Genomic DNA, 20,890 nt, shown 5'->3' with positions numbered 1-20,890 from the left:
GCCGAACAGCCGATTTGCATTGGAAGCCTAGTCGGAGTCGCTGTCAGGCAACTGCATATCGGTGACCACGTTTTCGCCATTGGTCACGTCATAGGCGATGACGATGTCCATGCCGGGCTTCAGCGCGTCGAGATCGGTTTCCGCGTTCAGCTTGTAGGATTTGCCGTCGTCCAGCGTCAGGGTCAGCGCGTCCTTGTCGATCTTCTTGATCAGGCCTTCGGTCTGCCCGGCGAAAGCGGCGGTGCAAAGCAGGAATGTGGCGGCAACAGCGCCAATCAGGGTAGGCATCATCGTCCTCTTTGGTATTGCGCCGGCATGGGTAGCGGCGGATCCTCAACGGCGAATGGAGCAGAGCAGAAACCAATCGAATGTGTCAAAACTAAATCCGAAGATCACGGTTTGACCCCTGTGGAAAACGCCAATAGAAGGCAGGCTTCAGTCGGCTCCGATGCCGGGCAGGGCACTTTGCGATGTCTCACAATACGTTCGGCCATCTTTTCCGCGTCACCACCTGGGGCGAAAGCCATGGGGCCGCATTGGGCTGCGTGGTCGACGGCTGCCCACCCGGCATCCGCTTCACGCGTGACGAAATCCAGGCCGAACTCGACAAGCGCCGGCCCGGCCAGTCGCGCTTCGTCACACAGCGCCGTGAGCCTGACGAAGTGAAGGTGCTGTCGGGCTTCATCCTTGACGATGACGGCGAGACGATGATCACGACAGGTACGCCGATCTCCATGCTGATCGAGAATGTCGACCAGCGCTCGAAGGACTATGGAGAGATCGCCCGCCAGTACAGGCCGGGCCATGCGGACTACACCTATGACGTCAAATACGGCGTGCGCGACTATCGCGGCGGCGGCCGATCCTCGGCGCGCGAGACCGCGGCTCGGGTCGCTGCCGGAGCCCTCGCCCGCAAGGTCGTGCCGGGCATGGTGGTGCGCGGTGCACTGGTATCGATGGGCGAGAAGTCGATCGACCGCGCCAACTGGAACTGGAATTTCATTGGCGACGCGGACAATCCGTTCTTCACTCCGGATCCGGCGTCCGTTCCCGTTTTCACGAGCTATCTCGACGGCATCCGCAAGGCGGGTTCCTCCGTCGGCGCCGTGATCGAGATCGTCGCCGACGGCGTTCCGGCCGGCCTCGGCGCGCCGATCTACGCAAAGCTCGACCAGGATATCGCGTCAGGCCTGATGTCGATCAACGCCGTCAAGGGCGTCGAGATCGGCAACGGCTTCGAGGCCGCCCGCATCACCGGCGAACAGAATGCCGACGAGATGCGCATCGGCAATGACGGCCAGCCGGTGTTCCTGTCCAACAATGCCGGCGGCATCCTTGGCGGCATCTCGACCGGCCAGGCGATCATCGCCCGCTTCGCCGTCAAGCCGACGTCTTCAATCCTGACGCCCCGGAAGTCGATCGACAAGGACGGCAACGACGTCGAAGTGATGACCAAGGGTCGCCATGATCCGTGTGTGGGCATTCGCGCCGTACCGATCGGCGAGGCGATGGTTGCCTGCGCAATCGCCGACCATTATCTGCGGCACCGAGGACAGACAGGCAAGGAAGGCAGTAGGGCAGTAGGGCAGTAGGGCAGTAGGGCAGTCTGTTAAGCTGCCCGCGAGACGAGCAATTTTTCCTTTCCCTTACTCCCTTACTCCCTTACTGCCCTATTCCCCTACTCCCTTGCGAGCGAAGCGAGCATTTCCATGTCTTACGACCAGAAAAAGATCGTCGAAGCAATCCGCGCCTTCGAGCGGGGCGAGATCGTCGTCGTCATGGATGATGACGGGCGCGAGAACGAGGGCGACCTGATCGTCGCCGCCGTCCATTGCACGCCGGAAAAGATGGCCTTCATCGTGCGCAACACTTCGGGCATCGTCTGCACGCCGATGCCGCGCGAGGAGGCCAAGCGCCTCAACCTTGCGCCGATGGTCGCCGACAATGATTCGGCGCACACCACCGCCTTCACGGTTAGCGTCGATTTCAAGCACGGCACCACGACTGGCATTTCAGCTGACGACCGCACGCTGACCGTGCGCAATCTCGCCAACGGCAATGTCGGCGCCTCCGATTTCGTCCGCCCCGGCCACATCTTCCCGCTCATCGCGCGCGAAGGCGGCGTGCTTATGCGTTCGGGCCATACCGAGGCGGCCGTCGATCTGTGCAAGCTCGCCGGCCTGCCGCCGATCGGCGTGATCTCGGAACTGGTCAATGATGACGGCACCGTCAAGCGCGGCCCGCAGGTCGCGGCTTTTGCCGAGGAGCACGGCCTCAAGCAGGTCTCGGTCGCCGACCTCATCGCCTATCGGCAACGCAAGGAAACACTGGTCGAACGCGTGGCATGCTCCGAGATCGACACGCTCGGCGGCAAGGCGCAGGTCTTCACCTACACGCTGCCCTGGGATTCCATGCATCATGTCGCCGTCGTCTTCGGCGACATCCGCGATGGGGAAGAGGTGCCTGTGCGTCTGCACTCCGAGGACGTGGTGACCGACGTCTTCGGCACCAGCCACCGGCTGGACGCCATCATGAAGGCGATGGGCGAGCGCAAGCGCGGCGTCATCGTCTATCTGCGCGAGGGCTCGGTCGGTGTCGCCCACCAGGAGCGCAACCGGCCGGCGAGCGGCGACCGGGAGGACCACGAAGAGGCGCGCCGCCGCGAGAATGAATGGCGCGAGATCGGGCTCGGTGCTCAGATCCTGAAGGATCTCGGCATTTCCTCGATCAATTTGATCGCCTCGCGCGAGCGCCACTATGTCGGCCTCGAAGGTTTTGGCATCCACATCGCCAAGACCGAGATTCTCTAGGTTCGACGGCGGCAATAGCGTCCGATCCGCTGAACCGGACGCGTCATGGTTCATTCCGCGGCAGCGACGGCCGCTTCACACCCATCCAACTCGCATTTGTGAGTGGCAAGACTGCGCTGGCCGAGCAGCACCGTGACCAGCGCGATGCCGCCCGCGACCACCGAGACCCAGAACCCGTTCTGGGCGCCGAACGCATCCACCACCGCGCCGGCGGCGAAAGAGCCCAGCGCTATGCCGATGCCGATTCCCGTTGTCACCCAGGTAATGCCCTCGGTCAGCATCGCTTCCGGCACATGCCGTTCGATCAGGCCGAATGCCGTGATGAAAGTCGGCGAGATCGCCACGCCGCTGATGAAGACGGTCAGCGCCAAAATCGGCACGCTGTCGGCGGTGAGCGGCAAAATCGTGCTGACTGCGATGATGGCGACCGCGACGGTCAGCTGGCGCTGTAGCGGCGTCTTGAGGTTGAGCGCGCCGACCACGATGCCCAACACGAACGATCCCAGCGCATAGACGCCGATCACCAGGCTTGCGGCACCGGCTTGGCCGAACTCGTTGGTGATCGCCACGGTGCTCACTTCCGTCGTCGCGAAGGTCGCGCCGATGAAGATTAGGGCGAAGGTGATGATCTGTACCGGCCGCAGGCGGATTGCCGAGCCAGTCGAACCATGGTCCACCGGCCGCACTTTCGGCTCGGTCGATCGCTGCAGGATGAATGCTATCGAGCCCAAAGCGAGAAACAACGTGCTCGCCAGCATGCCTGCTTCCGGAAACAGCGCCGCACTGAGGCCCACCGACAGCGACGCGCCGGCGATATAGACCAGTTCGTCGGCCGCCGATTCGAAGGCGAAGGCGGTGTTCATCTCCGGCCGGCCGCGAAAAAGCTCGGTCCAGCGCGCGCGCACCATTGCCGGCATGCTGGGCATGGCCGCTGCCAGCAGCGCCGACACGAACATTGTCCATACCGGCCAATCCTGATTGGCCGACGCAATCAGCAGCAGGAATGCCAGCACGGAGATGATGGTGGTGGGCACGACGATCCATGTCTGGCCGAGGCGGTCGACCAGCCTGGAGATCTGCGGCGCCAGGAAAGCGTTGGCCAGCGCGAATGTCGCCGAGACGGCACCCGCCAGCCAGTATTCGCCACGCGTCTGCGACAGCATCGCCACGATGCCGATCGGCGCCATGGCGACCGGCAGGCGCGCCATGAAGCCTGCAGCGGCAAAGCCCTTGGCGCCAGGGGCTCGAAAGATCTCGGAATAGGGGTTCTGCATGGTCCGTTCCTCGACAAAAGGCGATTCGGAAATTACATACGATGCGTATGAATACTAAATAGATCATACGTCGCGTATGTCAATTGGCATACGTGACGTATGTGGATAAGGCCAGAAGAGATGCACAAGCCCCGCAGGGAAATGATCGCCGAAACGCGCGCCAAATTGATTGCCGCGGCCCGGCATGCGTTCGGAACGATCGGTTATGCCGAGGCATCGATGGATGATTTCACCGCATCGGCCGGGCTGACGCGCGGTGCGCTCTATCATCATTTCGGGGACAAGAAGGGGCTTTTGCAGGCGGTTATCGCCGAGATAGACGCCGAGATGGCGGCACGGGTGAATGAGGTTGCAGCGAAAGCACCGACCCGCTGGCAAAGCTTCGTCGACGAATGCACGAGCTACATCGAAATGGCGCTGGAGCCGGAAATCCAGCGCATCATGTTTCGGGACGGTCCGGCCGTGCTGGGGGATCCCGCGCAATGGCCGAACGCCAATGCCTGCGTCGCGTCGATGACCGATCACCTGACGACGCTGCAGGGCGACGGGGTGGTTGTCCCGGGCGTAGACCCCGAGACCGCGGCACGGCTGATCAACGGGGCGAGCAGCCAGGCGGCGCAGCGGATCGCCAATTCGAACGACCCGGAAGCGACGTCGAAGACCGTGGTGGCGGCATTCAAGCAACTGCTCGAAGGATTGTTGAGGAAGGATGCCGGAGCCGCCTGACGACGGCAGGCCGCCGGCAGCGCGCTGCGCATGCCATATCGGCAATCAAATCAAGGGTTTGTCAGACTTTTCGCATGTTGCCGCCTTGAGGCGTGCGATCGTTGATTTGAGCGGAACTTCGCCCTGTCCGCAAAACGTCTCGCTCATGATCAGCTCGGGCAGCGGCAGCCGCCGCCCCCAGCCATGTGTTTCGAGGTCCGGTTTCGGCGCGAACTCCGAGACACGGCCGACACAGAGATAGGCCACCGGCGTCACATGCCCGGGAATCGACAGAAGGTCTTTCAACGCCTGCGCCTCGATAATGCTGACCCAGCCGACGCCGACGCCTTCGGCGCGCGCCGCCAGCCAGAAATTCTGCACCGCGCAGACCGTGCTGTAGAGATCCATCTCGGGATTGTGCCAGCGTCCCAGCGGCGAACCCTGTGAGCGTCGGCGGTCGCAGGTGATACAGATATTGAGCGCGCTTTCGCAGATGCCTTCCAGCTTGAGCTTGCGGTAGAGCGCCCGCCGCTCTTCCTCGATCGCCGGCAATTCCTGCTCGCGCGCCGCGAGGACCAGGTCGCGCACCTGTTCCCGTCGTTCGGTGCCACGAATGACGATGAAATTCCATGGCTGCATGAAGCCGACCGATGGCGCGTGATGGGCGGCAAGCAGCAGCCGCGCCAAGACCTCGTCGTCGACGGCCTCTGATGTAAAATGGCTGCGAACATCGCGCCGCGTGAACATGGCGCGGTAGACCGCATCGCGCGCCATCTGGTCGAATCCGTCACCCACGGGGATGGTCATATTGTCCGGCATCGCTTGTCCCCTTGCGATTGCAATCAACTGCCGTCCGCCTGACCATGCGGATGACGATGCCTGCCAGGCCGGTCTTCTGGCTCGGGATCAACCCGCATCCGGCGCCTTCCCGTCATCGACAGTGGCATTTACCGGCGCGGTCCCCCTTACAGCGTTGGGCACGCCACGGTATCAAACCGTGTTCCCGATTCTCCCGCTCGCGGCGGGCACCAGGCAGTGGCCGGGACTTTACGACGAAGCCCCTGCGCCGCCAATCCCCGCGGCGACGCGAATGGACGCAGGCGCGATTTTCCCCAGCCATCAGGCCGCAACGCATGGCCATCGCCGCGCCGGGGCACTAGATAGGGGGCATGGCCACTCGTCTCTACACCCATCCGATCTTCCTTGAGCACATCACGCCGCCCGGCCATCCGGAGCGGCCGGACCGCTTGCGCGCCATCGAGCGCGTGCTCGACGACGAGGCTTTTGCCGCGCTCGACCGCCTCGAGGCGCCGGAAGGCGACGAGGCCACCATTCTCTACGCGCATCCCGAGGATTTCGTCGAGCGGGTACGCGCCGCCATTCCCGAGACGGGCATCGCCCGCATCGATGCCGACACAACGGCCAGCCCGAAGAGCTGGCAGGCGGCGATCACCGCGATCGGAGCCGCCAACGCCGCCGTCGACGACGTCTTTGCCGGCAGGGCAGACAACGTTTTCGTCGCCGCCCGGCCGCCCGGCCATCATGCCGAGAAAGCGACCGCGATGGGCTTCTGCCTGTTCAACACGGCGGCCATCGCCGCACGTTATGCACAGCGCAAACACGATATCGAACGTGTCGCCATCGTCGACTGGGACGTGCATCACGGCAACGGCACGCAGGATGTTTTCTGGGACGATCCGTCCGTGCTTTATTGCTCGACGCACCAGATGCCGCTCTACCCCGGCACCGGAGCAAAGAACGAAACCGGCGCCGGCAACATCGTCAACGCGCCGCTTGCGCCGCAGACCGGCAGCGAGGCGTTCCGCGATGCCTTCCTGTCGCGCGTGCTGCCCTCGCTCGACAATTTTGCACCCGACCTGATCATTATTTCGGCCGGCTTCGATGCGCATCATCGCGACCCGCTGGCCGAGATCAACCTGACCGAGGATGATTTCGACTGGGCGACCGGCCAACTCATGCAGCGCGCGGCGCGCCACAGCGGCAACCGGCTCGTCAGCCTGCTCGAGGGCGGCTACGATCTGCAAGGATTGGCATTTTCGGTCGCCGCCCATGTCGGGCGACTGATGAAAGGATGAATGATGGCTGGTGAAACCAACGAAGACGTCAAGGCGATGAGCTTCGAACAGGCTCTCGACGCGCTGGAGAAGATCGTCGATGATCTGGAGCGTGGCGATGTGCCGCTCGACCAGTCGATCAGGATCTACGAGCGCGGCGAGGCGCTGAAGGTGCATTGCGACCGGCTGCTGAAGGCGGCCGAGGACAAGGTGGAGAAGATCAGGCTGTCCCGCGACGGCAAGCCGGTCGGGACGGAGCCGCTGGACGCGGATTGAGGCACGCAGCCGTCTCTCTGGTTTTTGACATGATCATGATTGAGGATAGAACGCGTCCCGATTGAAACGGCTCCAGGACAAGAGGAGATACGGAAGCGATGTGCAGAAACATCAAGACCCTGTTCAATTTTGATCCGCCGGCGACCAACGACGAGGTGCGCGATGCAGCCCTTCAATTCGTTCGCAAGCTGAGCGGAACGACGCGGCCTTCGAAGCAGAACCAGCACGCATTCGACCATGCCGTCGAGGCCATCGCGGCGTCGGCGCGCGAGCTTCTCGATTCGCTTGAAACCAACCAGCATCCGCGCAATCGCGAGGAGGTTGCGGCCAAGCTGCGGGCGAAGGCGGCGATCCGCTTTGCCTGATCTGGCCAAAGCAGCCATCGGCCGCTGACAAGGAGAGTTCATGAGCTTCTTTCCCGGGAAGGATCCTGAAGCCGGCGATGCCTTTGCCAGCGACCAGATCGAATTGATGGTCATTCCGAACGCCAAGGACATTGGCGGTTTTCAGGTTCGCCGCGCCTTGCCGACTGCCAAAAGGCGGCTGGTCGGTCCCTTCATCTTCTTCGACCGCATGGGCCCGGCCATCCTGCGTGCCGGTCAGGCGCTCGACGTCCGGCCGCATCCTCATATCGGCCTGTCGACGGTCACCTACCTGTTCGACGGCAGGATCAGGCATCGCGATTCGCTCGGCACCGAGATGGTGATCGAGCCGGGTGACGTGAACCTGATGACCGCCGGCCGCGGCATCGTCCATTCGGAGCGCACGCCGGAAGAACTGCGCGGCGCGCCGATGTCGATCTCGGGGCTGCAGACATGGTTGGCGCTGCCGGACGGCAAGGAGGAAGTGGCGCCGGTTTTCGAAAACACCGCTGTCGCGCGGCTTCCCGACATCGACGCGGAAGGCGTCAGCGGCCGCATCGTTATAGGCGATTTCCAGGGGCTGCGTTCCCCGGTGCGAGCCGATTCCGAGACGCTCTACGCCGACCTCAGGCTGGCGCCCGGCGCCAGCGTGAAAATCCCTGCTGACGCGGAAGAACGCGCCATCTATACGCTGGAAGGCGAGGTCTCGATTTCCGGCGACGTGTTTCCGGCGGAACGGCTTCTGGTGTTCCGGCCCGGCGACGAGATCGTCGTATCCTCACAGGCTGGTGCCCATTTCATGCTTTTCGGCGGTGCCTCGCTGGGCTCGAAGCGCTACATCTGGTGGAATTTTGTCTCGTCCTCCAAGGAGCGCATCGAACAGGCCAAGCAAGAATGGAAGACCGGCCGCTTCGACATCGTTCCCGGCGATGAGGAAGAGTTCATTCCACTGCCGGAAGGCTGAGGAAGTCGACGACGGGGCGTGCCTTTCGCGTCATTTGGCAGGCATTTACTTTCGCCTGCCGGCGGCCTATCCCGCGCATGAACAGAAGCTTGGGCCTACCCGTGAACGCAACGCCGCATACGCCGCTTCTCGACAAGGTCCGCATCCCGGCCGAGCTGCGCACGCTTTCCGAAAGCGAATTGCCGCAACTGGCATCGGAGCTTCGCCTCGAACTGATCGACGCGGTGTCGCGCACCGGCGGTCATCTCGGCGCCGGGCTTGGCGTGGTCGAACTGACCGTGGCGCTGCACTATGTCTTCAACACGCCCGATGACCGGTTGATCTGGGATGTCGGCCACCAGGCCTATCCGCACAAGATCCTGACCGGGCGCCGCGATCGCATCCGCACCCTGCGGCAGGAGGGCGGCCTCTCCGGCTTCACCCGCCGCACCGAAAGCGAATACGATCCGTTTGGCGCCGCCCACTCCTCGACGTCGATATCGGCCGGCCTCGGCATGGCGGCGGCCCGCGATCTTGCCGGCGGCCGCAACAATGTCATCGCTGTCATCGGCGACGGCGCCATGTCGGCCGGCATGGCCTACGAGGCGATGAACAATGCCGGTGCGCTCGACGCCCGCCTGATCGTCATCCTCAACGACAACGACATGTCGATCGCCCCGCCGACCGGCGCCATGAGCGCCTATCTGGCGCGCCTGGCCTCTGGCAAGGCCTATGTCGGCCTGCGCGACTTCGGCAAGAAACTGACCTCGTATCTTGGCAAGCGTGCCGACCGTGCCATCACCAGGGCGGTCGAGCATGCGCGCGGCTACGTCACCGGCGGCACGCTGTTCGAGGAGCTCGGCTTCTACCACATCGGTCCGATCGACGGTCACAATCTGGACCATCTGATCCCGGTGCTGAAAAATGTCCGTGACAATGGCAAGGGCCCCGTGCTGATCCATGTCGTCACCCAGAAGGGCAAGGGCTACGCGCCGGCCGAGGCCGCGGCCGACAAATATCACGGCGTCAACAAGTTCGACGTCATCACCGGCGCTCAGGCCAAGGCCCCGGCCAACGCGCCGGCCTATACCAAGGTGTTCGCCGAAAGCCTGATCCGGGAGGCCCAGGAGGACGAGCGCATCGTCGCCGTCACCGCCGCTATGCCGGGCGGCACCGGGCTTGATCTGTTCGGCGAAGTGTTTCCGGCCAGGACCTTCGACGTCGGCATCGCCGAACAGCATGCGGTGACGTTCGCGGCCGGCCTCGCGACCGAAGGCTACAAGCCGTTCGCGGCGATCTATTCGACCTTCTTGCAACGTGCCTACGATCAGGTCGTGCACGACGTGGCGATCCAGAAATTGCCGGTGCGCTTCCCCATCGATCGCGCCGGCTTCGTCGGAGCCGACGGCGCCACCCATTGCGGCGCCTTCGACACCACCTTCCTGGCCTCCCTGCCGGGCTTCGTCGTCATGGCGGCGGCCGACGAGGCGGAACTGCGCCACATGGTGCGCACTGCGGCAACCTACGATGACGGCCCGATCGCCTTCCGCTATCCGCGCGGCAATGGCGTCGGCGTCGACATGCCCGATCGCGGCTCGGTGCTCGAAATCGGCAAGGGCCGCATCATCAGGGAAGGCGGCAAGGTGGCACTCCTCTCCTTCGGCACGCGCTTGCAGGATTGCCTGATCGCGGCCGAGGAGCTGGGCGCGGCCGGGCTTTCGACCACCGTCGCCGATGCGCGCTTCGCGAAGCCGCTCGACGAGGACCTGATCCGACGGCTGGCCCGCTCGCACGAGGTTCTGGTCACGGTGGAGGAGGGCGCCGTCGGCGGCTTCGCCAGTCACGTTTTGCAGTTCCTCGCCCATGAGGGCCTGCTGGAAAGCGGCCTGAAAGTGCGCCCGCTTGTGCTACCGGACGTGTTTGCCGACCACGCCAAGCCGGAAAAGATGTATGCCGATGCCGGTCTCGATGCCGCCGGCATCGTCCATACGGTTTTCACCGCCCTCGGGCAGGCGGCCCACGCCCAGCGCGCCTGACTCGACACATCAAGCGCTTGAATCGGTTTGCCGGCTCGATGTCGTAACGCATTGTTGACATTGCGGTTTGGCGTTTTGCTTACCGTGTCTCTTGCCCGTTTTTCAACGGCACGCTGCTAGGTTCTGGCCAGGCAGGGAGACAACAACAGTGAAGACGCTTCTGTGGGGCATGGCGATCCTGACCGCCATCGCAGCGCCGGCCATCGCCGGAACGCGCTACGACCGCAATCTCGAGAAGGCGGCCGTGGATATAGTCGCCAGCAGGATGGGGCATATCAGGGGCGGCTTCTCCTACAAGCAGCTGCCGCAGCTTGTTGTCCCGCCGGACGCCGCATCGGCATCCGCCGCGCCAGTCGAGCGCCCGCGCAGGGAAGTTGCCCGCGATCGGGATGACGGCCTGTCTCCCGCCGTCGAACGGCAGGCTCCCCGCACCATCTTCTGATCTCGCCCAAATCAAACCACCCAAATCAAAACCACATGTCGCGCACGCAGCGGCCATCGCGCGGCAGATCGTCGTAGGTCTCGAGACCGTCGAAATGGTCGATCGGCAGGTCGGCCACGGCTTCCGGCGGCGCAAGCCTTACATTGACGGCGATCCGCGTGCGACCGGACTCGGCTGAGCGCAAACCGCGCCAGGCAAGCACGCACGCACATGTCGGGCAGAACAGGATCTCGAGCGTGGGTTCGGCCTTGCCGGCACGTTTATAGCTTTTTATCGGCCCCACGACGCGGATACGTTCATCGACAAAGTCGTAGGCCCAGAGCGCGCCGTAACGTCGGCACAGCGTGCAGTTGCAAGCGGTGATCGGCCCGGGATGATCGCCCTTCAAGGTCCGTGGGCCGCACCGCAATGGCAGGTTCCCGTAAGCATCCGTCCTCCTTCGCCTTCGGCAGCAAAACGGCGTTTCTTCCTTATCATCGTGGCCGACCTGATGCGATATGCGACTGGCCGCGAGCGGCTCTCTGCGGTCGCTGCCCTGCGGCGATGTTGCTTCTCCTGCTCCAATCTCCTTGCCTTCGCCGCCGGCTTTCGCCAAGGAAGACCGATGAATTTTCCCCGGCCAGCCAGCACGCGCCAGCGGCTCGACGATCTGCTCGTAGCGCGTGGGCTGTTTTCCAGCCGCTCGCGTGCACGTGACGCGATCGAACGTGGTACGGTAACTGTTGATGGCGTCATTGGCCGCAAGCCGGGTCAGGCCGTGCAACCGGAATGCGTCATCGCCGTTGATGACCCGGCCCAAGGCTATGTCTCACGCGCGGCGCTGAAGCTGATCGCCGGGCTCGACCATTTCGGCCTCGATCCGGCCGGCTGTGAGGCGCTCGACATCGGCGCCTCGACCGGCGGATTCACCCAGGTCCTGCTCGAACGCGGCGCGACCCATGTCACGGCGATCGATGTCGGTCACGGACAGATGCATGCTGATATCGGCAAGGACGCGCGCGTGACGGTCATCGAGGGGCTGAACGCCCGCGATCTCTCAACCGCCGATCTTGGCGGCCGGAGTCCGGACTTCATAGTCTCCGACGTCAGTTTCATTTCACTGAAACTGGCCCTGCCGCCTGCGCTTGCCATCGCCAAGCCGGGTGCCGCAGCGATGTTTCTGGTCAAGCCGCAGTTCGAGGCGGGTCGCGAGGCGATCGGCAAGGGCGGCCTGCTGAAAGACCCCTATCATGCCGCCCGTGTCGCCGGCTTGCTGCAGGATTGGCTGGATGCCGTGCCCGGCTGGCGCTCGCTCGGCTTGCATCTGTCGCCAATCGAGGGCGGTGACGGCAATCGCGAATTCCTGCTTGGTGGGGTCAAGGATCGATGAGCGCACGCTTCACCATCAAAAAGCTTGGCGCCCAGGGAGATGGCATCGCCGACACCGAAAGCGGCGATCTGTTCATTCCTTTCACGCTGCCAGGCGAGGTCGTCACCGCGGCGCGTGAAAGGGATCGCGCCACGCTGATGGCGCTGATCGAGGCCTCGCCCCTGCGCATCGAACCCGCCTGCCGACATTTCGGCGAGTGCGGCGGCTGCGCCCTCCAGCATTTGGAGGCGCAAGCCTATCAGCAGTGGAAGCGCGAGAAGGTCGTGCATGCGCTGAGAGGCATCGATTGCGAAATAGGCGGTCTGGTCGCCTGCGCGCCGCACACGCGCCGCCGCGTCGTGCTCGCCGCCAGGCGCACCGAAACAGGCATGCTGCTCGGCTTCAATCGCCATCTGTCGCCGGAAATCATTTCCATCTCCGAATGCCCGATCTCGCTGCCTGGGATCGTCAGCGCGCTCGACGGCTTGAGGGCACTCGCCGAATTGATCTGCGCCACCCCGAAATCGTTTCGCATGGCGGTCACAGTGACGGATTCCGGCCTCGACGTGGCGGTGCATGAATCGGGCAAGCTCGGCGAAAACCAGCGCCGCATCGCCGCCAATTTTGTCATTGCGCAGGGCTTTGCCAGACTGTCCATCGATGACGAGATCATCATCGAGCCGAAGAAGCCTGTCGTCATGTTCGGCAGCGTTGCCGTCGCGGTGCCGCCGGGCGCCTTCCTGCAGGCGACGGAGGCAGCCGAACGGACCATGGCCGATATCGTCGGCGGACATCTGAAACGTGCCAAAAAAATTGCCGATCTCTTCGCCGGCTGCGGCAGCTTCGCCCTGCGGTTGGCCGCGAGATCGGAAGTGCATGCGGTGGAGGGCGATGCGGCCGCACTTTCGGCGCTCGATCGGGGTTCACGCTTCGCCACCGGCCTGAAACGCGTGACCGGCGAGCGCCGAGACCTGTTCCGCCGTCCGCTGACGTTCAAGGAGTTAAACGCCTTTGATGGCGTTGTCTTCGATCCGCCCCGCGCGGGCGCGGAGGATCAGTCGAAGCAGATCGCCCGCTCGGATGTTCCATTCGTTGCCGCGGTCTCCTGCAACCCGGTGACGCTCGCGCGGGATTTGCGCATCCTCATCGACGGCGGCTACGCGGTGAAAAGCGTGACGCCGATCGATCAGTTTCTGTGGTCGCCCCATGTCGAGGCTGTTGCCTTGCTGGAGAAGCCGCGGAAAAGACGTTAGGCGCTTAGCCCTGCTCAGCGAGACTGGTCGCGTCATGCAGTCTGCCCCGAAATCCCAGCCAGATTTATCGCTAAAGTTGTGGATCATCGCCACTGCAGTTGAATCTGCCCCGCAAAAAGGCATAATCCAAATTGGGATAGGGGGAGAAGATGATTTCACCAGGTTTTGTTGCCGAGATTTTTGGTTCGGCTCTCATCATGGCGCTCACCGGTGCGGTGCTCGCTTGGATCTTGAGAAAATTCACGCGTGTGGGGCTGGTGCCATCCTATGCGCTTGGCGTCGCGGTCATGACGTTTGTCGGCGCTGCGCTCTATGTCTCGGGCCATGATGGGACCGTCGACTACCTGAGTGCATGGACCCAGTACGCGATCGGCGGCGTTATCGGCTTCCTGATCCTGTATGCCACGTCGCGCCGGTCTGTGAGCAAGACCTAGCAGACTGGCCACGAGGCGGCTTCAAACCCTTGTGCCGCCGACCGTCATCTGGTCCATCCTGAGGTGCGGCTGGCCGACGCCGACCGGCACGCCCTGTCCAGCCTTGCCGCACATACCGATGCCGTTGTCGAGCTTCATGTCATTGCCGATCATCGAAACGCGGTGCATGGCGTCGGGCCCGTTACCGATCAGCATGGCGCCCTTGATCGGTTGCGTCACCTTGCCGTTCTCGATCATGTAGGCTTCGGTGCAGCCGAACACGAACTTTCCGGAGGTGATGTCGACCTGGCCGCCGCCGAAGGAGACGGCATAGATGCCGTTCCTGACCGAGGCGATGATCTCGTCCGGCTCCATGTCGCCCGATGTCATGTAGGTGTTGGTCATGCGCGGCATCGGCTGGTGCGCGTAGCCCTCGCGCCTTCCGTTGCCGGTGGCCCGCATGCCCATCAGCCGGGCGTTCTGGCGGTCCTGCATGTAACCGACCAGCTTGCCGTCCTCGATCAGCACGTTGCGCGCCGAAGGCGTGCCTTCATCGTCGACGGTGAGCGACCCGCGTCGTTCCGCGATCGTGCCGTCATCGACGACGGTGACGCCCTTTGCCGCCACCTGCTGGCCCATCAGGCCGGCGAAAGCGGATGTCTTCTTGCGGTTGAAGTCGCCTTCCAGCCCGTGGCCGACGGCCTCGTGCAGCATGACGCCGGGCCAGCCGCTGGAGAGCACGATGTCGAAAGTGCCGGCCGGCGCCGGTACGGCTTCGAGATTGACCAGCGCCTGACGCAGCGCCTCCTTGGCGGCGTGCTTCCAGCTGTCCTCGACGAGGAAGTCGCCGAACGCCTTGCGTCCGCCCATGCCGTAGGAGCCGCTTTCCTGGCGGTCGCCGTCGCCGACCACCACCGACACGTTCACCCTGACCAGCGGCCGGATGTCGCGCACCACCTGGCCGTCGGCGCGCACGATCTCGACATGCTGCCAGGACGAGGTCAGCGATGCCGAGACCTGGCGCACGCGCGGATCCTCGGCGCGCAGCCATGCGTCGACTTCCTGCAACAGCTTCGCCTTGGCCTCGAAGGATGGGGAGGGGATCGGGTTCTCATCGCCATAGAGATGGCGGTTGGTGCGGGCGGGCGCGGCGGCAAGCGTTCCGGAATAACCGCCCTTGACGGTCGAGACGGCATTAGCCGCGCGTCGCAGCGAAGCCTCGGACAGGTCGCTGGAGTGGGCATAGCCGCTGGCTTCGCCGGCAACCGCGCGTAGGCCGAAACCCTGGTCGGTGTTGAAATTGGCCGTCTTCAGCCGACCGTTGTCGAACATCAGCGCTTCGCTCTCGCTGTATTCGACGAACAACTCGCCATCGTCGGCGCCGTTGATGGTCTCTGCGACGATCTCCTTGACGCGATCGTCGGAAATATCGAATTGGCCGATAAGGCTGTTCATGGCGTATGTCCGTGGATGAATGGTTATATCCGGGATGTAGGCGCGAAGCCGCGCCCAGACAATCGCCAATCGTCATTCAAATGCAGGGCGGCGGCGTCCCGGATCTATCCCAGGTCCGGAAAACCTATCGTTGATCGGCAGCTCCCGGGTCGAGGCGCGGGAGTCTACGGCAGGGCCGCAAATCCGTCGGCAAAACCCTTGAGGTCCACCGGGATGCCGATGCCTTCTTCTGGCGTCTGGAAGACGATGAACGTGGCCGACGTGCCGGTCTTCAGCGTATCGAGCAGCGGCTTCTCGAGAATGACCTCAGCGTAGCAGCCGTCCTGGAAGCAGCGCACGAAATAAGCGCGGCCGATATCCTTGCCGTCGACATTGAGGCCGAGCCCGTTGGGCAAGAGCACGCCGAGCGGCGCCAGCACGCGCAGGATCTCCGCCTTGTTGTCGGCGGTGCGCAGCACCACGACCGACAGCCCCATCTCGGGGCGGTCCTCGGCGACGACGTTCTGCATCATCACGCATTGTTCCGACGTGGCGCCGGCCGGCGTGTCGCAGATGATCGACCACGCGCCATGGGTCGAGCGCACCGTGCCGCTCGGCTGGGCCGCGTTGGCCTGGCCGGCGGCCGACAAGCCGGCGACGGACAAGGCGGCGAGAAAGATGACCTTCGCCAAGGGGCTCGAAAGCCCAAATCCCGACAGCCAAGAGTTCATGACGGCTCCATTGCGAATCACGGCACTTTAAGCCGCGCCAAAGCCAAGTAAAGGACGAGACAGCGGCCGAGCCGCCACGAAAATGCCCATGCGGCGCTTTTCCTAGCCAATTTCGCCCGAATTACGACGCCAGGCGCGCCGGCCGGCAGCAAGCAGCCGATCCGTCGAACATAGCCGATTCGCCATGGCGGCCGCCGCCTTCAAAGATGCATTCCGGCTTGCGCGCAAAAATGCCGCACGGTTTCCTCCGCTCCTTTCTTGCGGAGGGAAAAAGAGTATGGTTTGAACCAGCTTGAGACAGTCGGGATTCCCGTCCCGGCATTGTTCGTTATTCTCGTGGACACAGCCGCGAGGAACTGGGAGACGAAGAGGGCGATGAGAAATTTCCTGGCAAACGCCAAGTTTCCAGCAAGTGCCAAGTTTCTAAGCGCTTGTGCCGTTACCACGTTTTTCGCCGGCACGGCCGCCCATGCCGATCAGCCCGTCGAGTGGGAGACGACCTTCCAGGCGCCGGCAACCGACATGATGCGCCAGATCGAGTGGTTCGGAAACTACACGATGTGGTTCATCATCCCGATCACCGCCCTGGTATTGGTCCTTCTGATCTACTGCATCGTGAAATTCCGCGCGAGCGCCAACCCGGTTCCGTCCAAGACCAGCCACAACACGCTCATCGAGGTGATCTGGACTGTCGGTCCTGTCGTCGTCCTGCTCTGCCTCGCCATCCCCTCGTTCCAGCTCTTGACCGCGCAGTACACGCCGCCGGAAGAAGCTAAGCTCACCGTCAAGGCGACGGGCAACCAGTGGAACTGGGATTACGAATACCAGACCGACAACACGCTCTCGTTCAACTCGGCGATCCTCCAGGATGGCGACCGTGCCGCCGCCGGCAAGGAAGATCGCAAGGTCTATCCGCGCCTGCTTGCCGTCGACAACGAGATGGTGGTGCCCGTCCACACGATGACCCGGGTGCTCGTCACCGCGACCGACGTGATCCATTCCTTCGCCATGCCGTCCTTCGGCATCAAGATCGATGCCATTCCCGGCCGCACCAACGAGACCTGGTTCAAGGCGGAGAAGGAAGGCCTCTACTACGGCCAGTGCTCGCAGCTCTGCGGCAAGGACCATGCCTTCATGCCGATCGCCATCCGCGTCGTCTCCGACGCGCAGTTCAAGACCTGGCTGGCTGCGGCCAAGACCGATCTGCCCGGCGCCAACAAGACGCTGATGGCCGAGGTCGATGGCCAGAACAAGGTAGCGGCCGCCGGCAACTGATGCCGCGGGTTAGCAAGATTTAGGGAACGGAGCGGAACATGGCAGACGCTGCAGCTCACGACGGGCACGACCACAAGCCTTATCATGGTTGGGTGCGCTGGGTTTATTCGACCAACCACAAGGACATCGGTACGCTCTACCTGATCTTCGCGATCATGGCCGGCATCATCGGCGGCGCGCTGTCGGTCGCCATCCGCATGGAGTTGCAGGAGCCTGGCATCCAGATCTTCAGCGGTCTGGCGCAGATGGTCTACGGCATGAACGGTGACGCCGCGATCGACGGCGGCAAGAGCATGTACAACGCCTTCGCCACGGCGCACGCGCTGATCATGATCTTCTTCATGGTCATGCCGGCCCTGATCGGCGGTTTTGCCAACTGGATGGTGCCGATCATGATCGGCGCCCCGGACATGGCGTTCCCGCGCATGAACAACATCTCGTTCTGGCTGCTGCCGCCGGCTTTCATCCTGCTGCTTATCTCGATGTTCGTGCCGAGCGCGCCTGGCGCCTACGGCGTCGGCGGCGGCTGGACGCTCTATCCGCCGCTTTCGACCTCCGGTCAGCCCGGTCCGGCCATGGATCTGGCGATCCTGTCGATCCACATCGCCGGCGCGTCCTCGATCCTGGGTGCCATCAACTTCATCACCACCATCTTCAACATGCGCGCGCCAGGCATGACGCTGCACAAGATGCCGCTGTTTGCCTGGTCGGTGCTGGTCACCGCATTCCTGCTGCTGTTGTCGCTTCCGGTCCTTGCCGGCGGCATCACCATGCTGCTTACCGACCGCAATTTCGGCACGACCTTTTTCGCTCCCGATGGCGGCGGCGATCCGCTGCTGTTCCAGCACCTGTTCTGGTTCTTCGGCCATCCGGAAGTGTATATCCTGATCCTGCCGGGCTTCGGCATCATCAGCCATATCGTCTCCACCTTCTCGCGCAAGCCGGTGTTCGGCTATCTCGGCATGGCCTACGCCATGGTCGCGATCGGCGCGGTCGGCTTCATCGTCTGGGCGCACCACATGTACACGACCGGCCTGTCGCTCGACACGCAGCGCTACTTCGTCTTCGCCACCATGGTCATCGCGGTGCCGACCGGCGTGAAGATCTTCTCCTGGATCGCGACGATGTGGGGCGGATCGATATCGTTCAAGCCGCCGATGCTGTGGGCGCTGGGCTTCATCTTCCTGTTCACGATCGGTGGTGTTACCGGGGTTCAGCTGGCCAATGCCGGTCTCGACCGGTCGCTGCACGACACCTATTTCGTGATCGCGCACTTCCATTACGTGCTGTCGCTGGGGGCGGTGTTCGCCATCTTCGCCGGCTGGTACTACTGGTTCCCGAAGATGACCGGCTACATGTATTCGCCCGTCATCGCCAACACCCATTTCTGGGTCATGTTCGTCGGCGTCAACCTTGTCTTCTTCCCGCAGCACTTCCTCGGCCTTGCCGGCATGCCGCGCCGCACCATCGACTATCCGGACGCGTTTGCGGGCTGGAACATGGTGTCGTCCTACGGTTCGTACATTTCGGCCGTCGGCGTGGTGATCTTCCTCTATGGCGTGTTCGAAGCCTTCCAGAAGAAGCGGATCGCTGGCGCCAATCCATGGGGCGAGGGCGCAACGACGCTGGAATGGCAGCTGCCGTCGCCGCCGCCGTTCCACCAATGGGAGCAGCTGCCGAAGATCAAATAAGGCGGCAGCCCGGAATCGAAACCGCCGGCCTGCCGGCGGTTTCGGCCAAACGGAATATGGATTTGAGTACGCATGGCCCTTGTCGACGAAACCAGCATTGACGAAGCGGGCTTCCGCATGTCGGAAGCGACGGCGGGTGATTTCTTCGCCCTCCTGAAGCCGCGCGTCATGTCGCTGGTGGTGTTCACCGCCTTTGTCGGACTGGTCGCGGCACCGGTGACCATCAATCCGCTGCTGGCGGTGATCGCGATCCTGGCTATTGCCATCGGGGCTGGTGCCTCCGGCGCTCTCAACATGTGGTACGATGCCGATATCGACGCGGTGATGACACGCACTGCGACCCGCCCGGTGCCGGCCGGCCGCATCCAGCCCCACGAGGCGTTGACCTTTGGGTTGGTGCTTTCGGTTTTGTCGGTGATGACGCTCGGCGTGCTGGTCAACTGGCTGTCGGCGGCGCTGCTGGCCTTCACCATCTTCTTCTATGCCGTCGTCTACACAATGTGGCTGAAGCGCTGGACGCCGCAGAACATCGTCATTGGCGGTGCTGCCGGCGCCATCCCGCCTGTGATCGGCTGGGCCGCGGTGACCGGCACGGTCAGCCTGGAGAGCGTCGTCCTGTTCCTCATCATCTTCCTGTGGACGCCGCCGCATTTCTGGGCGCTGGCGCTGTTCAAGTCGCAGGATTATGAACGCGCCGGCATCCCGATGATGCCCAATGTCGCCGGCCCGGCGTCGACCCGCCGTCAGATCTTCGCCTATGCTCTGGTGCTGGCCCCAGTCGGTGTGCTGCCGTGGCTGCTTGGCTACACCACGCCGTTCTATGGCGTGGCTGCCCTGCTGCTCGGGCTCGGCTTTGTCTGGTATGCGTGGAAAGTGCTTGGCATGTCCGACGACGATCGCGCGATGAAGCCAGCCAAGGCGTTGTTCGGCTATTCGCTGCTCTATCTCTTCGCCATCTTCGCCGTCTATCTCGCCGACAGCGTCGTCGAACGTGCACTTGCGGTGGGTGGAGCATGAGCATGATCGAAGACAAGCTCGAAACGGTCACCTTGACCGAACGCCAGCGGAAGGCCCGGCGCAACCGCTCGGTCGCCATCGGCGTAGCCTTGGCCGTGCTGGTCGTTATCTTCTATATCGCGACGATCGTGAAGTTCGGTCATAACCTCTCTGGCACGATGTGAGGCGGGAGATGGGTGTCGACACGAGTGCCAAACCGGCCGGGCACAACAGCAACCGCCTTGTTGCGGCCATCTGCCTTGCCTTCTTCACCGGCATGATCGGCATGGCCTATGCCGCGGTGCCGCTGTACAAGATGTTCTGCCAGGCGACAGGCTATGGCGGCACGACGCAACGCGTCGAGAAGCAGTATGCCGGCCGCGTGCTCGATCGCGAGATCACCGTCCGCTTTGACGCCAATATCGCCGGCGTGCCGTGGGATTTCCAGCCGGTCCAGCGCTCGATGACCATGAAGATCGGCGAGACGGTGCAGGCGCACTATCAGGCGACCAACAAGTTCGATCGCCCCATCACCGGCCGCGCCACCTTCAATGTCCAGCCTGAACTGGCGGGTCCCTATTTCAACAAGGTCGAATGCTTCTGCTTCACCGACACCACGCTGAAGCCCGGCGAAACGCTTGACATGCCGGTCCTGTTCTACGTGGACCCCGATATCGTCAACGTGCCGGAACTGAAGGACGTGAAGACGATCACCCTGTCCTACACGATGTTTCCGGTCGAGAAGAACAAGCCGGTCGCATCGTCAGAGCCGGTCCAGGGCAACAGCAAGACAATTTCAAATACCGAAGGAAATCTCGGGGGTTGA

At 63.3% G+C, this 20,890-nt stretch carries 22 protein-coding genes, 1 pseudogene and 1 riboswitch; of the genes and pseudogenes, 17 read left to right on the top strand and 6 right to left on the bottom strand.

Annotated elements, in window-relative coordinates; all coding sequences use genetic code 11:
* Window positions 1–27: 27 nt before the first annotated feature.
* Window positions 28–288 carry a DUF1344 domain-containing protein gene (locus FJ443_RS05760; protein ID WP_140663059.1) on the bottom strand — a complete coding sequence of 87 codons (261 nt, stop codon included), beginning with the start codon at window positions 286–288 and terminating at the stop codon, window positions 28–30.
* Between the two features lie 182 nt (window positions 289–470).
* On the opposite strand from FJ443_RS05760, the gene aroC reads away from it, so the two are divergent.
* Together aroC and ribB are read left to right on the top strand one after the other, a co-directional pair.
* Entirely contained in the window at window positions 471–1,592 is a 1,122-nt protein-coding gene (gene aroC / locus FJ443_RS05755; RefSeq protein ID WP_140520814.1) for a chorismate synthase, read from the top strand.
* Window positions 1,593–1,709: 117 nt separating this feature from the next.
* Window positions 1,710–2,810 carry a 3,4-dihydroxy-2-butanone-4-phosphate synthase gene (ribB, locus tag FJ443_RS05750; protein WP_140514808.1) on the top strand — a complete coding sequence of 367 codons (1,101 nt, stop codon included), beginning with the start codon at window positions 1,710–1,712 and terminating at the stop codon, window positions 2,808–2,810.
* Between the two features lie 50 nt (window positions 2,811–2,860).
* Here ribB and FJ443_RS05745 read toward each other — a convergent pair whose 3' ends face one another.
* The gene (locus tag FJ443_RS05745; protein WP_140663057.1) at window positions 2,861–4,084 is read right to left on the bottom strand and encodes an MFS transporter; all 1,224 of its coding nucleotides are present in this window, start codon (window positions 4,082–4,084) and stop codon (window positions 2,861–2,863) included.
* A 120-nt stretch (window positions 4,085–4,204) separates the two neighbouring features.
* Here FJ443_RS05745 and FJ443_RS05740 point away from each other — a divergent pair, with 120 nt between their 5' ends.
* Window positions 4,205–4,810, top strand: coding sequence for a TetR/AcrR family transcriptional regulator (locus FJ443_RS05740; protein WP_140498058.1), 606 nt, complete (start codon window positions 4,205–4,207; stop codon window positions 4,808–4,810).
* 45 nt (window positions 4,811–4,855) lie between these two features.
* Here the strand turns inward: FJ443_RS05740 and bluB are convergent, their stop codons facing one another.
* Entirely contained in the window at window positions 4,856–5,608 is a 753-nt protein-coding gene (gene bluB / locus FJ443_RS05735; RefSeq protein ID WP_140663055.1) for a 5,6-dimethylbenzimidazole synthase, read from the bottom strand.
* 48 nt (window positions 5,609–5,656) lie between these two features.
* Window positions 5,657–5,837, bottom strand: a riboswitch (cobalamin riboswitch).
* Window positions 5,838–5,958: 121 nt separating this feature from the next.
* Here bluB and FJ443_RS05730 point away from each other — a divergent pair.
* From FJ443_RS05730 to FJ443_RS05705, 6 genes are all read left to right on the top strand, one after another.
* Window positions 5,959–6,885 carry a histone deacetylase family protein gene (locus tag FJ443_RS05730; RefSeq protein ID WP_140655744.1) on the top strand — a complete coding sequence of 309 codons (927 nt, stop codon included), beginning with the start codon at window positions 5,959–5,961 and terminating at the stop codon, window positions 6,883–6,885.
* A 3-nt stretch (window positions 6,886–6,888) separates the two neighbouring features.
* A complete protein-coding gene (locus FJ443_RS05725; RefSeq protein WP_140498064.1) occupies window positions 6,889–7,140 on the top strand; it encodes an exodeoxyribonuclease VII small subunit in 252 nt (83 codons plus the stop codon).
* A gap of 98 nt (window positions 7,141–7,238) precedes the next feature.
* On the top strand, window positions 7,239–7,505 hold the full coding sequence (locus FJ443_RS05720) for a DUF2277 domain-containing protein (protein ID WP_010914875.1): 267 nt from the start codon (window positions 7,239–7,241) through the stop codon (window positions 7,503–7,505).
* A 40-nt stretch (window positions 7,506–7,545) separates the two neighbouring features.
* Window positions 7,546–8,466 (top strand): pirin family protein, encoded by a 921-nt coding sequence (locus tag FJ443_RS05715; RefSeq protein ID WP_140498066.1) that lies wholly within the window; start codon window positions 7,546–7,548, stop codon window positions 8,464–8,466.
* A 77-nt stretch (window positions 8,467–8,543) separates the two neighbouring features.
* Window positions 8,544–10,481, top strand: coding sequence for a 1-deoxy-D-xylulose-5-phosphate synthase (dxs, locus tag FJ443_RS05710; RefSeq protein WP_181167185.1), 1,938 nt, complete (start codon window positions 8,544–8,546; stop codon window positions 10,479–10,481).
* 148 nt (window positions 10,482–10,629) lie between these two features.
* Window positions 10,630–10,923, top strand: coding sequence for a hypothetical protein (locus tag FJ443_RS05705; RefSeq protein WP_140498068.1), 294 nt, complete (start codon window positions 10,630–10,632; stop codon window positions 10,921–10,923).
* A gap of 25 nt (window positions 10,924–10,948) precedes the next feature.
* On the opposite strand, the pseudogene FJ443_RS05700 reads toward FJ443_RS05705, so the two are convergent.
* Window positions 10,949–11,352, bottom strand: a pseudogene (locus FJ443_RS05700) (GFA family protein).
* A gap of 175 nt (window positions 11,353–11,527) precedes the next feature.
* Here FJ443_RS05700 and FJ443_RS05695 point away from each other — a divergent pair.
* From FJ443_RS05695 to FJ443_RS05685, 3 genes are all read left to right on the top strand, one after another.
* Window positions 11,528–12,292 (top strand): TlyA family RNA methyltransferase, encoded by a 765-nt coding sequence (locus tag FJ443_RS05695; protein WP_140514818.1) that lies wholly within the window; start codon window positions 11,528–11,530, stop codon window positions 12,290–12,292.
* Window positions 12,289–13,524, top strand: coding sequence for a class I SAM-dependent RNA methyltransferase (locus FJ443_RS05690; protein WP_140498072.1), 1,236 nt, complete (start codon window positions 12,289–12,291; stop codon window positions 13,522–13,524). Before FJ443_RS05695 ends, FJ443_RS05690 begins: the two co-directional genes overlap by 4 nt.
* Window positions 13,525–13,673: 149 nt before the next feature.
* Window positions 13,674–13,958 (top strand): hypothetical protein, encoded by a 285-nt coding sequence (locus FJ443_RS05685; protein WP_140494980.1) that lies wholly within the window; start codon window positions 13,674–13,676, stop codon window positions 13,956–13,958.
* Between the two features lie 21 nt (window positions 13,959–13,979).
* Here FJ443_RS05685 and tldD read toward each other — a convergent pair whose 3' ends face one another.
* Together tldD and FJ443_RS05675 are read right to left on the bottom strand one after the other, a co-directional pair.
* Window positions 13,980–15,392 (bottom strand): metalloprotease TldD, encoded by a 1,413-nt coding sequence (tldD, locus tag FJ443_RS05680; RefSeq protein WP_140494978.1) that lies wholly within the window; start codon window positions 15,390–15,392, stop codon window positions 13,980–13,982.
* Between the two features lie 164 nt (window positions 15,393–15,556).
* Window positions 15,557–16,102, bottom strand: a complete 546-nt coding sequence (locus tag FJ443_RS05675; RefSeq protein WP_140494976.1) for an invasion associated locus B family protein — start codon at window positions 16,100–16,102, stop codon at window positions 15,557–15,559.
* Between the two features lie 258 nt (window positions 16,103–16,360).
* On the opposite strand from FJ443_RS05675, the gene coxB reads away from it, so the two are divergent.
* The 5 genes from coxB to FJ443_RS05650 all read left to right on the top strand — a co-directional run bounded on the left by coxB (window position 16,361) and on the right by FJ443_RS05650 (window position 20,890).
* Window positions 16,361–17,377: a cytochrome c oxidase subunit II gene (gene coxB / locus FJ443_RS05670; RefSeq protein WP_181171573.1), complete on the top strand. Its 1,017-nt coding sequence runs from the start codon at window positions 16,361–16,363 to the stop codon at window positions 17,375–17,377.
* Between the two features lie 38 nt (window positions 17,378–17,415).
* Window positions 17,416–19,068, top strand: coding sequence for a cytochrome c oxidase subunit I (gene ctaD / locus FJ443_RS05665; protein ID WP_140494972.1), 1,653 nt, complete (start codon window positions 17,416–17,418; stop codon window positions 19,066–19,068).
* 72 nt (window positions 19,069–19,140) lie between these two features.
* Window positions 19,141–20,085 carry a heme o synthase gene (locus tag FJ443_RS05660; protein WP_140663053.1) on the top strand — a complete coding sequence of 315 codons (945 nt, stop codon included), beginning with the start codon at window positions 19,141–19,143 and terminating at the stop codon, window positions 20,083–20,085.
* A gap of 2 nt (window positions 20,086–20,087) precedes the next feature.
* Complete coding sequence (locus FJ443_RS05655) at window positions 20,088–20,249, top strand: hypothetical protein (RefSeq protein WP_140494968.1); 162 nt, start codon at window positions 20,088–20,090, stop codon at window positions 20,247–20,249.
* 8 nt (window positions 20,250–20,257) lie between these two features.
* On the top strand, window positions 20,258–20,890 hold the full coding sequence (locus FJ443_RS05650; RefSeq protein ID WP_140564259.1) for a cytochrome c oxidase assembly protein: 633 nt from the start codon (window positions 20,258–20,260) through the stop codon (window positions 20,888–20,890).

The sequence above is a fragment of the Mesorhizobium sp. B2-6-1 genome (genome assembly GCF_006440475.1).
Lineage (GTDB): Bacteria > Pseudomonadota > Alphaproteobacteria > Rhizobiales > Rhizobiaceae > Mesorhizobium.
Note: the sequence above shows the minus strand (reverse complement) of the source record. Positions and strands in the feature narration are given on the sequence as shown.

What these genes read in the sequence shown, in the direction of transcription:
- FJ443_RS05715 (WP_140498066.1), top strand. Translation starts at nt 7,546, where the DNA reads ATGAGCTTCTTTCCCGGGAAGGATCCTGAAGCCGGCGATGCCTTTGCC.
- FJ443_RS05690 (WP_140498072.1), top strand. Translation starts at nt 12,289, where the DNA reads ATGAGCGCACGCTTCACCATCAAAAAGCTTGGCGCCCAGGGAGATGGC.
- tldD (WP_140494978.1), bottom strand. Translation starts at nt 15,392, where the DNA reads ATGAACAGCCTTATCGGCCAATTCGATATTTCCGACGATCGCGTCAAG.
- ribB (WP_140514808.1), top strand. Translation starts at nt 1,710, where the DNA reads ATGTCTTACGACCAGAAAAAGATCGTCGAAGCAATCCGCGCCTTCGAG.
- ctaD (WP_140494972.1), top strand. Translation starts at nt 17,416, where the DNA reads ATGGCAGACGCTGCAGCTCACGACGGGCACGACCACAAGCCTTATCAT.
- FJ443_RS05685 (WP_140494980.1), top strand. Translation starts at nt 13,674, where the DNA reads ATGATTTCACCAGGTTTTGTTGCCGAGATTTTTGGTTCGGCTCTCATC.
- FJ443_RS05660 (WP_140663053.1), top strand. Translation starts at nt 19,141, where the DNA reads ATGGCCCTTGTCGACGAAACCAGCATTGACGAAGCGGGCTTCCGCATG.
- bluB (WP_140663055.1), bottom strand. Translation starts at nt 5,608, where the DNA reads ATGCCGGACAATATGACCATCCCCGTGGGTGACGGATTCGACCAGATG.
- FJ443_RS05720 (WP_010914875.1), top strand. Translation starts at nt 7,239, where the DNA reads ATGTGCAGAAACATCAAGACCCTGTTCAATTTTGATCCGCCGGCGACC.
- FJ443_RS05760 (WP_140663059.1), bottom strand. Translation starts at nt 288, where the DNA reads ATGCCTACCCTGATTGGCGCTGTTGCCGCCACATTCCTGCTTTGCACC.
- FJ443_RS05650 (WP_140564259.1), top strand. Translation starts at nt 20,258, where the DNA reads ATGGGTGTCGACACGAGTGCCAAACCGGCCGGGCACAACAGCAACCGC.
- dxs (WP_181167185.1), top strand. Translation starts at nt 8,544, where the DNA reads ATGAACAGAAGCTTGGGCCTACCCGTGAACGCAACGCCGCATACGCCG.
- FJ443_RS05730 (WP_140655744.1), top strand. Translation starts at nt 5,959, where the DNA reads ATGGCCACTCGTCTCTACACCCATCCGATCTTCCTTGAGCACATCACG.
- FJ443_RS05725 (WP_140498064.1), top strand. Translation starts at nt 6,889, where the DNA reads ATGGCTGGTGAAACCAACGAAGACGTCAAGGCGATGAGCTTCGAACAG.
- FJ443_RS05695 (WP_140514818.1), top strand. Translation starts at nt 11,528, where the DNA reads ATGAATTTTCCCCGGCCAGCCAGCACGCGCCAGCGGCTCGACGATCTG.
- FJ443_RS05740 (WP_140498058.1), top strand. Translation starts at nt 4,205, where the DNA reads ATGCACAAGCCCCGCAGGGAAATGATCGCCGAAACGCGCGCCAAATTG.
- FJ443_RS05655 (WP_140494968.1), top strand. Translation starts at nt 20,088, where the DNA reads ATGATCGAAGACAAGCTCGAAACGGTCACCTTGACCGAACGCCAGCGG.
- FJ443_RS05675 (WP_140494976.1), bottom strand. Translation starts at nt 16,102, where the DNA reads ATGAACTCTTGGCTGTCGGGATTTGGGCTTTCGAGCCCCTTGGCGAAG.
- FJ443_RS05745 (WP_140663057.1), bottom strand. Translation starts at nt 4,084, where the DNA reads ATGCAGAACCCCTATTCCGAGATCTTTCGAGCCCCTGGCGCCAAGGGC.
- aroC (WP_140520814.1), top strand. Translation starts at nt 471, where the DNA reads ATGTCTCACAATACGTTCGGCCATCTTTTCCGCGTCACCACCTGGGGC.